The sequence below is a fragment of the Syntrophus aciditrophicus SB genome, from assembly GCF_000013405.1.
GTDB classification, from domain to species: domain Bacteria; phylum Desulfobacterota; class Syntrophia; order Syntrophales; family Syntrophaceae; genus Syntrophus; species Syntrophus aciditrophicus.
In genome coordinates, this window is the sequence record NC_007759.1 from 1,126,000 (window position 1) to 1,137,968 (window position 11,969).

At 48.9% G+C, this 11,969-nt stretch carries 12 protein-coding genes and 1 tRNA gene; 7 read left to right on the top strand and 6 right to left on the bottom strand.

The genetic code is table 11. The features are described 5' to 3' along the window. Positions 1 to 53: 53 nt before the first annotated feature. The 5 genes from SYN_RS05195 (at position 54) to SYN_RS05215 (ending at position 5,201) form a co-directional block, all read left to right on the top strand. Positions 54 to 854, top strand: a complete 801-nt coding sequence (locus SYN_RS05195; RefSeq protein WP_011417008.1) for a UDP-2,3-diacylglucosamine diphosphatase — start codon at positions 54 to 56, stop codon at positions 852 to 854. A 151-nt stretch (positions 855 to 1,005) separates the two neighbouring features. Continuing rightward, on the top strand, positions 1,006 to 1,554 hold the full coding sequence (locus SYN_RS05200) for a pyruvoyl-dependent arginine decarboxylase (RefSeq protein ID WP_041584759.1): 549 nt from the start codon (positions 1,006 to 1,008) through the stop codon (positions 1,552 to 1,554). A gap of 290 nt (positions 1,555 to 1,844) precedes the next feature. Continuing rightward, positions 1,845 to 4,058 (top strand): sensor histidine kinase, encoded by a 2,214-nt coding sequence (locus SYN_RS05205; RefSeq protein ID WP_041584760.1) that lies wholly within the window; start codon positions 1,845 to 1,847, stop codon positions 4,056 to 4,058. 2 nt (positions 4,059 to 4,060) lie between these two features. Then, positions 4,061 to 5,059 carry an adenylate/guanylate cyclase domain-containing protein gene (locus SYN_RS05210; protein WP_041584761.1) on the top strand — a complete coding sequence of 333 codons (999 nt, stop codon included), beginning with the start codon at positions 4,061 to 4,063 and terminating at the stop codon, positions 5,057 to 5,059. A gap of 65 nt (positions 5,060 to 5,124) precedes the next feature. Then, positions 5,125 to 5,201: transfer RNA gene (locus SYN_RS05215), tRNA-Met, on the top strand. A 325-nt stretch (positions 5,202 to 5,526) separates the two neighbouring features. Here the strand turns inward: SYN_RS05215 and SYN_RS05220 are convergent. Together SYN_RS05220 and SYN_RS16215 are read right to left on the bottom strand one after the other, a co-directional pair. Continuing rightward, positions 5,527 to 6,363 (bottom strand): DUF6812 domain-containing protein, encoded by an 837-nt coding sequence (locus SYN_RS05220; RefSeq protein ID WP_011417013.1) that lies wholly within the window; start codon positions 6,361 to 6,363, stop codon positions 5,527 to 5,529. A gap of 126 nt (positions 6,364 to 6,489) precedes the next feature. Continuing rightward, positions 6,490 to 6,663, bottom strand: coding sequence for a hypothetical protein (locus SYN_RS16215; protein ID WP_158302926.1), 174 nt, complete (start codon positions 6,661 to 6,663; stop codon positions 6,490 to 6,492). Positions 6,664 to 6,954: 291 nt separating this feature from the next. Between SYN_RS16215 and SYN_RS05225 the strand changes: the two genes are divergently transcribed. After that, the gene (locus SYN_RS05225; protein WP_083756446.1) at positions 6,955 to 7,314 is read left to right on the top strand and encodes a phosphomannose isomerase type II C-terminal cupin domain; all 360 of its coding nucleotides are present in this window, start codon (positions 6,955 to 6,957) and stop codon (positions 7,312 to 7,314) included. Positions 7,315 to 7,436: 122 nt separating this feature from the next. Here SYN_RS05225 and SYN_RS05230 read toward each other — a convergent pair whose 3' ends face one another. Beyond that, positions 7,437 to 8,582, bottom strand: a complete 1,146-nt coding sequence (locus SYN_RS05230; RefSeq protein WP_011417016.1) for an HD domain-containing protein — start codon at positions 8,580 to 8,582, stop codon at positions 7,437 to 7,439. 402 nt (positions 8,583 to 8,984) lie between these two features. Between SYN_RS05230 and SYN_RS05235 the strand changes: the two genes are divergently transcribed. Then, on the top strand, positions 8,985 to 9,440 hold the full coding sequence (locus SYN_RS05235) for a hypothetical protein (protein ID WP_041584762.1): 456 nt from the start codon (positions 8,985 to 8,987) through the stop codon (positions 9,438 to 9,440). Positions 9,441 to 9,460: 20 nt separating this feature from the next. Here the strand turns inward: SYN_RS05235 and SYN_RS05240 are convergent, their stop codons facing one another. The 3 genes from SYN_RS05240 to SYN_RS16905 form a co-directional block, all read right to left on the bottom strand. Beyond that, positions 9,461 to 10,768 (bottom strand): DNA polymerase Y family protein, encoded by a 1,308-nt coding sequence (locus SYN_RS05240; protein WP_011417018.1) that lies wholly within the window; start codon positions 10,766 to 10,768, stop codon positions 9,461 to 9,463. Between the two features lie 227 nt (positions 10,769 to 10,995). Continuing rightward, positions 10,996 to 11,451: a GNAT family N-acetyltransferase gene (locus SYN_RS15145; RefSeq protein ID WP_011417019.1), complete on the bottom strand. Its 456-nt coding sequence runs from the start codon at positions 11,449 to 11,451 to the stop codon at positions 10,996 to 10,998. An 8-nt stretch (positions 11,452 to 11,459) separates the two neighbouring features. Further along, positions 11,460 to 11,756 carry a DUF2080 family transposase-associated protein gene (locus SYN_RS16905; protein WP_148202494.1) on the bottom strand — a complete coding sequence of 99 codons (297 nt, stop codon included), beginning with the start codon at positions 11,754 to 11,756 and terminating at the stop codon, positions 11,460 to 11,462. Positions 11,757 to 11,969 lie beyond the last annotated feature (213 nt).

An 11,969-nucleotide genomic window follows, 5' to 3' on the forward strand; every position in this document is an offset into this window, starting at 1 on the left:
GATAAACGATTGAACAGAAAGAAAAAACAGACGGAAGGAACATCCTGGATTTCATGAAAGCGGTATTTATCGCCGATGCGCATCTGAAGAACAGCTGTGATCTGAATTATCGGAAAATGCTGAATTTTCTTTCGCTGCTCATTCATCCTTCCGATGTCAATTCGCCCTTGAAGAGGGAATCTGCGGCTCGCCGGCGGATTCCCGTGGATGATCTTTATATCGGGGGAGATTTTTTCGATTTCTGGTTTTGCCGGGGCGAAATGGTTTATCCGGAATTTCTGCCGGTTATCCTGGCATTGATCGCTGTCAGGGATAGGGGGGTCCGCGTTCATTTTGCGGAAGGCAATCATGATTTCTTCCTTTCCGATTACTTCACCCGGATACTGGGGATGGAGGTTTTTACCGACTGGACGACGCTCATGCTGGATGACTGTAAAGTCCTTTTTTCCCACGGCGATACGGTGGACAGGAGTAATGTTCAATATCTGAGGCTTCGAAAACTTTTGAGGAGCCGCTTGATCTATCAGCTCCAGCGCCGCCTTCCTCTTTCCTGGTTGTGGAAGATTGCCGCTGCCTGTTCAGCCACGAGCAAGGGCCAATCCCGGCCTTCCGAAGAAAAACTTTCCGGAATACTGCATGCTTTTTCTGCAGCGAAGATACAGGGAGAGATTGACGCTGTGATCCTGGGGCATTGCCACCAACCGATTCTGAAAGAATTTCAAATCAGGGGGCGGAGAAAATATACCATCACTCTGGGGGACTGGATCCGGCATTTTTCCTATCTCTATTATGAAGATGGAATTTTCAGGTTTCATTGTTTCAAAGGTGAAAAAAGCGCGCGTTGCGGAACCTAACTTTTCTTTTTTCGTAATGAATTTTCTTGTCACCTGAAGTGAACATAATGCTGGACTTATCTTGATTGATGTGTTAGCACGCCCACAAATTTGATCGGGAGGTTTGTGCCCGGGATCAAAAGAACATCGATATATTAAGGAGCGAAAGCAGTTGAACAGCCTTGTCCCGAAAAAAATATTTTTTACCAAAGGTGTGGGGACCCACAAGGAAGAACTGCACTCATTTGAACTGGCTCTTCGGGATGCCGGAATTGAAAAGTGCAATCTGGTTCAGGTGTCCAGCATATTGCCGCCCGGCTGTAAGGTCATTTCCCAGGGGATGGGGCTGAAGGAACTGAAGGCCGGGTCCATTACCTATTGCGTCTTGAGTCGATGCAGCAGCAATGAGCCGAGGCGTTTGCTGGCGGCTTCCATTGGCTGTGCAATTCCGACCGACAGGAATGCCTATGGATATATCAGTGAATATCACGCTTTCGGTCAAACGGAACGCCAGGCAGGCGATCATGCGGAGGACCTTGCCGCGGCCATGCTGGCTTCCACCCTCGGGATTGATTTCAATATTGACGAAAGCTGGGATGAAAAAAAGGAGATTTTCAAAATCAGCGGAAAGATCGTCAGTACGAGAAACATTACCCAGTCCAGTATTGTAAAGAATGGAGGACACACGACCGTCATCGCCGTAGCCGTCTTTCTGTTTTAATTTTACCCCACCGGGGAATAATACAGGAACGGATGGCTTGTATCCTGCAAAGCTTGTTCTGCGTCATCAAAATCAAAGAGAAAAAAATCAGGATTCAAATTTAAAAATAAATTTTCCAGATCTTATTAGGCTGCATATTCCGATTCCAGATCTGAGAGAAACTCAAGGCGGCAAAATTAAGGCCGGCGCGGCCCACGAGTCGGCCTTTGTCGAGGAACTGACGTCAAGCCGACACCGGGAGTGCTGTGATATGGAGTTGGACTTACCCTGTTCCCGCTGGAGTTGCGCACTTGAATACCTTGTTGATTTCTTACGGCGCGATTGTGCCGCCGGTCCTCGGTTTTTTCGTCTTAACGTTTATTTTCCTGATTGCCGTTCTCAGAGCTGAGAAAAATCAGACGAATATCCTCTTCGCAGGAATCTGCTTTCTGGGAGCCATCATGAATGCCGATGTGGCCCTTGTGAATCTCATTTCCGACAAAATCCTTGCTCTGCAGATCGACCGCTGGACCTACCACCTTTTTGTTTTCAGCCTTCCTCTCTATATCCGGTTTGTTCATTCCTTCCTCGGAATCGGGCATCGCAAATGGATCGAAGGAATCGCTTACCTGTTCAGCCTTTCGCTGCTTTTCTTCATTTCTTCGGATCTGTTCATCGCAGGCTTTCACCATTACTCTTTTGGCACAATCGCCAAGGCCGGTCCTGTTTTTCACGTCTTTTCGGCGGGAGTGGGATTCACGGTTTTTTACTGTCTGGTGGTCCTGTTGAAGGGGCTGAAGTCTGCCGACGACAACCATCAGAAAAACAGAATCAAATACCTGATCGGTGGGATGGGCATAACGGCGCTGGTTCTTGCCCTGAATATTCTGCCTGTCAGCGGGATCGACATGTACCCAATGGGAAATTTCAGTTTTCTGCCTGCCATATTTCTGGCTTTCGGAGTCCTGAAATACGATCTTTTTGACATGGGAGCCATGATTCGTCAGGGAACCAGCTATTTCATCCTGACCGGCGTTCTGACGCTTGTTTACATTTTTTTTATTTATCTCTTCAATGCCCTTTTCCTGGCCTCAGGAGGAGGGCATTCCCTTCTGCCGCCCTTCCTCATGGCCCTGCTGATCGTCCTTTTTTTCAATCCTCTCCGCGACCGGGTACAGAAGACCATCGATAATCTTTTCTATCGGGGTAAATACGATTACCAGAAACTCCTGGAGGAGATCAGCAGGGACATGGCTTCATTGCTTAAATTTGATCAGATTCGCGATCTGCTCCTGGAAAGAACTTCTTCCGTCCTGCAGTTATCCCGCGTCGATCTCCTCATGCTGAATGCGGCGGGTAATGGTTATTTTTATCAACATGCAGGCAATCTATGTGAAGAAATTTCGGAGGATGGGTTTGACAGAAATCACCCCATCGTCCATTTTCTCGAAATATGTCGGGAGCCCCTGGATAAAGCCGTAGTCCATCGGCAACTGCATTCCCTGCCTGAGCGCCAGACCGAGGTCATCACGCTGTTCGATCGTCTTCATGCCGTTCTGATAATTCCTCTTCTGTCCCGTAATCGGTTGTTGGGGGTTATGGCGCTTGGTCAGAGAAAATCGGGGGAGCTTTTTGTTGAGGAGGACCGGCAGCTTTTAATGACCATTGCCAATCAGAGTGTTACGGCCATGGAACATGCCTGGGCTTATGAAAAAATATCCATGATGAATCTCGAGCTGGAAAGAAAGGTTGAAGAAAGAACCGCTGATTTGAGGCGCGTCCTGGAAGAGAAAGAGAGGACACAGGTGCAACTCATCCGGTCGGAAAGTCTGGCAGCCATCGGGCAACTCGTTGCCGGGGCGGCCCATGAACTGAACAACCCGTTGAGCAGCGCCTACAGTTTGACGCAGACGACAGTGGAAACAATCGGATCGTGGGAGAACGTGAAGATCGAATTGCGCAATGAGGTGCTGGATGATCTTGATTTTTCACTCCGGGAGATGCGTCGTGCGCGCGACATCGTGCGGAGTCTTCTTGATTTGTCACGCCAGACCCAGAACTATATGGAATCAGTCAATCTTTCCGCTGTTATCGATAACGCCTTACGGGTCCTCCATAATCAATACAAAAAAGATCCGATTGTCATCGAAAGAAATTATGAAGAGGATCTGCCGAACGTGCAGGGAAATTTTGCCAACCTGGGGCAGGTTTTCATCAACATGATCAAGAATGCCATCGAGGCGCTTCCGGACCGGCGCGGAACCATTTCTCTGACCACCCGATATGACCGACTGGCGGACAAGGTCATTGTTCAGTGTCGCGACACGGGAGCGGGCATTTCTTCGGATCAGTTAAAGGAAATTTTCAACCCCTTTTTTACTACGAAACCCGTAGGAAAAGGGACCGGCTTGGGATTGTATATTTCTCATGAAATCATCAAAAAACACGAGGGCTCCATTCGGGTCGAGAGCGAGAAAGGGAAGGGGACCATATTTAATATCGAAATACCGCGAAACAGGGAGTGAAAATGAACTATCTGATGGTTGTGGATGATGAGGAGGGTGTCAGGCGATCTCTGCGCAAGGTGCTTGCAAAGGATGGTTATGAGGTGATCACGGCAGAAACCGGAGAAGAGGCCCTGAAAATCGTGGCAGACAGGAAGCATGATCTTGAAACGGTCATTTCTGATTTCAAGATGCCGGGCATGGACGGATTGCAGACCCTTGTCGAAATCGGCAGGATGAATTCGGAAATTACCCGGATTATGCTGACCGGTTACGCGACCATGGAAAGTGCCATTGCTGCCGTCAATGCAGGGATCGACGGTTTTTTGACAAAGCCTTTTGAGAATATTGAAATCCGGGCCAAGGTTCGTGAATACAACATAAAGAAACGGTTGAAATCCTTTGTTTCTGTGCAGATATTGAATGAACTTCAGAAGGGAAATCGTACGATCGCGCCACGAAGACAGAAGGTCAGCGTCCTCTTCAGTGATATTCGAGGGTTTTCTGAAATTGCGGAGAAAATGTCAGCGCAGGAACTTGCAGACATGATGAACGACAATTATTTCGAACCCTTGGACAACATCGTTTATGAATGCGACGGGACTCTGGATAAGCATATCGGCGACAGCATCATGGGGGTTTTTGGATCGCCGCTTTCCCATGATGATGATTCGTACCGTGCGGTGTCATGCGCTATCCGCATGAAAGAGACCATGAAAGCCGTGAATGAAAATCTGCCTGGAAATCGATATTTCAACATCGGCATCGGGATCAGCACCGGCGAGGCCATGGCGGGCATCTTCGGTTCTTCTCACAAAAAGGAATACACGGTTTTCGGTCCGACTGTCAACCTGGCTTCAAGGTTGGAGAAATTGGCTCAAGAGAATCAGATTTTGATCTGTGAAGAAACCTATCAGCAGGTGCGAGATCTCGTTTCTGCTGAACCTGTTTATTCATCAACTGAAATCAAAGGGATAGAACGAAAAATAAATATATACAGTGTCATTGATCATATAAAATAGAAATTTGTCTTGACAGCCGACAGGTTTCTGAGCTAAGTAGACCCTTCAATTTCATTTAATGCTGACGCGGGGTGGAGCAGTCCGGTAGCTCGTTGGGCTCATAACCCAAAGGTCAGAGGTTCGAATCCTCTCCCCGCTACCAAGAAAATCAAGGGGTTAACGAAAAGTCGTTAACCCTTTTTTTAAAGCTGAGCTTCTGTCGCAACCCCTTTTAAAAAAGCATCTCCCGCATCCGGAAAGGCCGATTTAACCCCTCCATAAAAGCAAAATTTTTAAATGTTTCTTGCCTGCGAAAATCAGGAATACCTGCTGTTTTATTCCCGAAGGAAATCAGGAAAACAAAAAGGCCTGTCCGAATGACAGGCCTTCTGTAACAGTGTGTTTAAATAAATGTGCTCTTTATCGCCGGGGAATGCGCTGGCTCGGCTCTATCGCTGCGAATGTGGAGAAGCCGTTTTCGCCTTGAACTAATCCCAAGTATTTGCCCAGATGATATGATCCTTGTTGACGATGGTCACCTGTTTGGATTTGTCCCCCGCTTCTTCGGAGAAAACCGTTATGAATTTATCCGTTCCTTGTTTCAGATATTCAGTCAACCTGCCGAAGGCATCGATGTTTGTTTTTCCCGTGATGACTGAACCGTCTGAAGTTTTAACGATGATGTTTTTGTAATTTACGACATAATTTCCGACCTGAGGCATAATCACTCCTTCTTTTAATGTATTTTTAAATTGGTCGTCGAGCTCAACCTTTCCCAAGGGCTCCTTCTTTAGCTCTTCCGGGGGTTCGTCCTGTCGTATTTCGGATTCTGTGTCTGAGATATCCGGGGGTGCTGTTTGAAGTCCTTCCTGATCGCTTTCTTCAGTTGGCAGGGACATATTCCGGGTTGCCTCTTCCCGGCTTTCCTGATTTATTTCTTCCGTGGGGGCGCTTTGCTGGATTTCGGAACTGCTTATGGAAATATCCTGAACTTCTTCTCCCCGGTTTTCCTGCTTGATTTCTCCGGATGGTGAGGACGGTTCCGGAGTCGTTTCTTCCCGGCTTTCCTGATTTATTTCTTCCGTGGGGGTGCTTTGCTGGATTTCGGGATCACCTGTTGAAATACCCTGAACTTCTTCTTCCCGGCTTTCCTGATTTAACTTCTCAGGGGAAGATAGGATATCGTGAAGGGCCTCTTCCAGGGACGCCTGATTTGTCTGATTTTTCTCTTCCGGAGGAATGCTTTGACGTTTGTCGCTCTCAGCCAGAAGAAGCTTCAATCTTTGAAGAAGATCCGAATTTTCTTTGCTGTTATCCTTTGCCATGTCAGGTTTCTATCACAGGATTGACATATAAATCAATTTATAAAATTTCCCCTTCTCCGGCGGTTCGATATCGGCGCTCGGAAACCGGGTCCTCATTATGAATCGTTGTGACTCAGGGCATGCCCGTTACTTTTTTAATTGGTTTAAATCATCAATCTGTTTGTCTGTTAAAATATCTTCCCAGAAAATTTCTCTTTTACAGCCATCGCAAAACGGCATGAATATTTCTTCAAAATTGTCCACGTTAACCTGTCCGCAAAAGAGGCAGGTCCATGAAACGTCGAATCTGCTGTCTGACATGTTGGTTATTCCTTTTCTAACTGTAAATTTTCGGATTCCATCACATATTTTTACGATCGATATCTGATCATGTTATCTTTTTGCTTTATAGAGGATACTTTACCTTTGCTCAAGAACTTTCTTCCGGTTATCTTAAAATTGATCAGTCATTCTGACGAATTGCTGGAAGTATGAGTCCGGTTGAGGTATAAATGCCGGTATATCAGGGTGCCAGGAAGTAAGATGTTGTCGGTTTAGTGAAAAGCGTCCCGTGCGGACTGCAGAGTGCAGGATTACATCAGGGGTTATGAAATGATTATCCAACAGAGCGGCCTTGAGGATCACAGGCCCTGGGGCTTTTTTGAAATTCTTTCCAATGCTCCAGACCATAAAGTCAAGCGGATCACCGTCTATCCCGGCCAGCGATTGAGTTATCAGCGCCATTTCAAGCGTTGCGAACACTGGTACATGATCAGCGGCCAGGCGGTTGTGACTCTGAACGACCAGGACATGGCGTTGACCTCGGGCCAGGCGGTCGATCTGCCGGTTCAGGCATGGCACCGCATCTGGAATCCTGGTTTGGAAAACACCGTATTTATTGAAGTTCAGACTGGCGAGTACTTTGGCGAGGATGATATCGAAAGGTTGGAAGACGACTACGGCCGGGTCTGAAACGCCTTCGTCATAACTTCATTTGACATGGGGTCCGGCCGCTTCATCCGGGAGTCGGCGGTCCTGGCCGGGACAATGTGTGTCGGGTCGCCTTTGAAAAAACCGATTATATCAAAGGGGGGTCAGGATTCCGGACGAACTCCATTGGCGCTGATGCCGTGAATGAAATAATCGGGGTCATTGAGGAAGTTCAGAAAGATGATTACAAAGGAGATGGCCACCTGAATCATAAACGCCTTGTCCCTGTATAAGGCCACGAGCTGCTTCTTGCGGGCTTCGCGCTTCGGTTGATCGAATACGGTCATGAGCAGTCCATTCAGACGGGACGCTTCATTGGGAAGCGTTACCGTATCAAATCCCCCCGATTGAGAATAAACCATCGTTTCCATGAGAAGTTTCCGGAACTTTGCAACATCCGGTTCATGGTATCCAAAGACATGCAGGGCAATTCTCTGCGCTTCCTTCATGCTGGCCTTTGCGAGGGCTTCAAAGAGCTCCTGCGTCACGGGATCTCCGGCTCCCGCTTTTTTCTGCCGGATGAGTGACATCAACACGATATTTTTAAAGAGCTGGTAGAGGCGATCCGCGCCGTTCATGATCACCGTGGGCTGATGAGGCCTGTCCGGTCGATACCCCCTGCAAGTGTTGGTGAAAGCCATCTGAAAGATGATTTCGAAAAAGTCCACGCCCAGCAGAGGATCCTGCAACTCAATGCGCATGTCGAACGTGTTGTCCAGGCGGTCGGCAAGCTTGACCCTTACCACCTCAGACGTCTCTCCGGCTTGATCAAGCAAACGACCGATATAGTGATAGTAGGTTTCCGAAGGCTCTTTGGTCAACCATTGCAGCTGTTGTTTCAGACGCTTCTGGTGGTCTTCAGGCAATTCCGACAAAAAAGCCTGAAATGTATTGTCCAGTTTGATCCAGTCCGAATCCTTGAACTGGGAGGGTTTAAAATCCTCAAAAGTATCGTGAAGGAGGCAGGTGATCACATCCAGCAAGGCGACTTCTTTCGATGCATGGCTCAGCAGCGCAGTGGCCCTGAGAGGGTGCAGAACGGACAAAGGCCCCAGAGCCCTTTTCATTTTCCCATAGACTTTGCTCAGATAGTCGAACACATTAAGCAATATCTCCTGGTCGTGATCAGCGATCTGTTTTCCCTCCAGGACAACCGTCATAATACTGCCCCAGTTCAACTGTTTGGCGCTCAACTGGTAGTTCAGCAGTGCGGAGGTTGTGAGAAAGTCCGTTAAATCATAGGATCGCATGGCAGCCCCCTTCCTTTTCCAGTCAAAACGGATCTTGATCTTTCAACCGATCCCGTTTGGCGGTCCCGCACGAATTTTTTCCGAAAAAACCCATGTTTCACGCTGCGGAGTTTACATTTTTAAATAATTATACAAGACCCTGCATATCTGGGGCAAACGGTTTTATGCGCCGCGCTATCTCGATTCCGGGGGGCATGATTGATCGCCGTCCCTGAGAGCATAAAAAATTTTTCCTTGACAACGAAAGCGATATTTTCCCTAATGCGTGAAATCTGGCATGGCGCAAATAAAGATGTTGCGTTAAAACGACCGAGCCAATGCCGTCAGAGAGTTCAAACCGGGTCGCACTTAACCAGGATAAACAGGTGGCCTGGTATCAACCCCAATACGAAGGAGACTCAAATGAAGCATTTTCTTTCCATCCTGTTTGCCGCGATCACCCTGCTGGTCGCGGCCTCAGCGCACGCCAATGATGTTGGCGTCGGCCTGTCGGTCAGTGTCGGTCAGCCCGGTTTTTACGGCCATATCGACATCGGAAATTTTCCCCAGCCGGAGATCATCTATCCCCAACCCGTTGTGATCCAGCCTCCCGCCGGCATTGTCGCGCAGCCTGTCTACATGCACGTTCCTCCCGGCCAAGTGAAAAAGTGGCACAAGTACTGCGGCAGATACAACGCCTGCGGCAGGCCGGTCTATTTCGTACGCGACAGCTGGTACAACGATGTTTATGTGCCTCAGTACCGTAAGCATCAAAGGCATCAGGAAGGGATCAAAGGCGGAAAGCACGGCGGGAAAGGGCACGGCAGGGGCCATGAAGGCCATGGCAGGAGCCACGATAGAGGACACGACAGAGGCTGAACCTTTTTCCTCTTTTCCCTCTATACCTTCAGATGCAGAAGGGGAAGATTGATGTGTCTGCGTCCGGTTTCTCCCAGGAAACGCGTCCTTTCCCTGGCAGTGGGTTCGCCCCGCTTTCCTCTTCCCAGCAGCTCGATGAAATGAGACGCCCCCAGGTGAAGGCTGTGCTTGCCGTATTTTGCACCGACTTCATCCGTGACCCTGTAGATATCGCGCACCCTATCCGCTCTTACGACATCGTCAAAAAGGGTGTATTGGGTGCCTGAATCTCCTGAAAGTTCCAGGAGAACGATTCCCGTGGACCTATAGAGTGTGCCCGGGCGGTACACATCGATAAAGAGGTTCCGCAGGGCGATCGACAGTTCCAGAGGATAAACGGAAGGGCGATTCAGACGGATCTCCCGACCTGCATAGCTGAAATCGTTTCTTTTCAGGAAGGCCGCAATCCGGCTTGCCGCCAGATGATACCTCCGGGCCTTGATGCAGGCGGACTCAAGATTCCGCATCAGATGGGCGAACAGGTAGTCCGCATCGCCGCTTGCCGGGGAAAAGGTTTTTGTTTTGCTGATGGAAGCGTAGAGACTCTTTTCTTCCGCGCATACCGGATAAACGGAGTCGCCCCGAAGCTCCCGCCAGATTTCAACGCCGGGTTTTGTAAAGCGCTTTTTGACGAGAACTTCCGGCAGCCGGGCAAATTCCAGGGCGGTTCGGACCCCCATTTTATGGAGATAACTGGCGGTGGCATGGCCGATCCCCCATATCTTTTCCACGGGGAGGTGTTCAAGGTATATCGCAATGCTTTTGCCGGGAATGCATGTAAATCCGTTGGGTTTCCTGTGTTTCGAGGCCACCTTGGCCAGCACCTTGGTGATGCTCAGGCCAACGGAGACGGTGATGCCCAGCTCTCTCGCAATCTCGTTTTTGATGTTGACTGCGATCGTTTCATAGGAAGCCCGCAAGGGTCGACGCATCCCGGTGATATCGGCAAAGGCTTCGTCAATGGAGTACTCTTCCACCTGCGGAGTAAAGCGCCGCATCACGTTGAACATCCGTCGGGAGAACAGGCTGTACGTTTCATAGTCCGAGGGAAGAATCACCAGTCCGGGGCACATCTTCCGGGCCTGATGGAGGGGGACGCCACGCATGACGCCTTGTTTTTTCGCGGCATAACTGGCACAGGCGACAATTCCGCGCTCTCCGCCGGCGATAATCGGCTTCCCCCGAAGTTCGGGGTGAATGGCCTCTTCGCAGGATGTAAAGAAGGCATCGCCGTCGATGTGAAGAATCGCCTGCGGCCATGAATGCAGACTGAACAGGAAGTCGCTCACGGTAAGTCCTCATGACTCGAAAACGCCATAATTTCTGAAGAGATCGGCTCCCAGGCCGCGGAAGAAAATGGCAGGGACTTTGCCGACTCTGGCAAGAGTGCAGTTTTCGTTTATGGAAGGATTTTAATAGAACGTATGTTCTATTGTCAAGACGCAAAATGAAGACGTCGCGGAGCGATAACGAAGCCGGGGAAAATGAGTTCTGCTCTGGAATCCGGACTACCTTTTCAGTCCGGAATCACGTCATCAAGCTTTATGCGCAGATTGATGAATGCAGAGCGGCCGAATCCCGCGGCTATGAAAAAAGACAGCATATCCACCGCATCCCATTTGACTGCGGTGTGAATATCCTTCACGCCCTTTTCTCTGAAGTATTGAAAGATGCTTTCCACAAGGGCTCTGCCTACGCCGCTCCCCATGAATTGGGGATGAGCCTCGACAACAGTGACCCACCCACTCTTTTCCAATCCGAAGCTCGGCCCCTGGATCTGGCCAATGATAATTCCTGCCACCTTGCCGTCCTTCAGTGCCACATAGCCGCCAACATCCTTTTCCCGGAGATGGCGTTTAATACTCTTCATCCAGGACGGGGAGACCTTGCCCTTCATGATCGCCCGATGAATCTCCACAATTTCAGGATAATATTCGAGGGAAAGTTCTTTGATCTCGATTTCATCTGCCATGATGTCACTCAGTCGATCCGTATAATTTTTAAATTTTTCCCGATCCAGTCCGGAGGCAAGTAAACCCGGCCGCTGTTACCGCTCTGTTTTACCTCCTTGGAAATCATTTCTTCTCCGTAGACTTCGAATTTAACTTTGCTGAAGAGCTCTCTTTCCGAAGGATAGCCGACATCGCGATCTGCAGACCGCTCTCTTTTGCGAGCCGACAGTGATTCGGAAAATTGTTCAGTTGACTTGTCAGATGCATTTTTCGACGATAAAGGTTCCGCTTTATAATTCTTTCTTTCTGGTTCCTGTGTTCCCATAATCTCCAATCCTGATGTTCAAGCTATCCCCCAGGCAGCTGTCACATTTTGCCGCTATAATGTAAAAATTTATTTGTCAAGAAATATTTTCCCGCAACCGGGTTCGTCCATCTATTTCAGCCTGCGCCCGGGACACGTCCCCTTATACCGTGTCTGTTGCGGTTATTATTTGATTGACACATCATAATGCTTTCCTTATATCTTTCCGGTGTA

What these genes read in the sequence shown, in the direction of transcription:
- SYN_RS05195 (WP_011417008.1), top strand. Translation starts at nt 54, where the DNA reads ATGAAAGCGGTATTTATCGCCGATGCGCATCTGAAGAACAGCTGTGAT.
- SYN_RS05210 (WP_041584761.1), top strand. Translation starts at nt 4,061, where the DNA reads ATGAACTATCTGATGGTTGTGGATGATGAGGAGGGTGTCAGGCGATCT.
- SYN_RS05220 (WP_011417013.1), bottom strand. Translation starts at nt 6,363, where the DNA reads ATGGCAAAGGATAACAGCAAAGAAAATTCGGATCTTCTTCAAAGATTG.
- SYN_RS16215 (WP_158302926.1), bottom strand. Translation starts at nt 6,663, where the DNA reads ATGTCAGACAGCAGATTCGACGTTTCATGGACCTGCCTCTTTTGCGGA.
- SYN_RS05225 (WP_083756446.1), top strand. Translation starts at nt 6,955, where the DNA reads ATGATTATCCAACAGAGCGGCCTTGAGGATCACAGGCCCTGGGGCTTT.
- SYN_RS05230 (WP_011417016.1), bottom strand. Translation starts at nt 8,582, where the DNA reads ATGCGATCCTATGATTTAACGGACTTTCTCACAACCTCCGCACTGCTG.
- SYN_RS05235 (WP_041584762.1), top strand. Translation starts at nt 8,985, where the DNA reads ATGAAGCATTTTCTTTCCATCCTGTTTGCCGCGATCACCCTGCTGGTC.
- SYN_RS15145 (WP_011417019.1), bottom strand. Translation starts at nt 11,451, where the DNA reads ATGGCAGATGAAATCGAGATCAAAGAACTTTCCCTCGAATATTATCCT.
- SYN_RS16905 (WP_148202494.1), bottom strand. Translation starts at nt 11,756, where the DNA reads ATGGGAACACAGGAACCAGAAAGAAAGAATTATAAAGCGGAACCTTTA.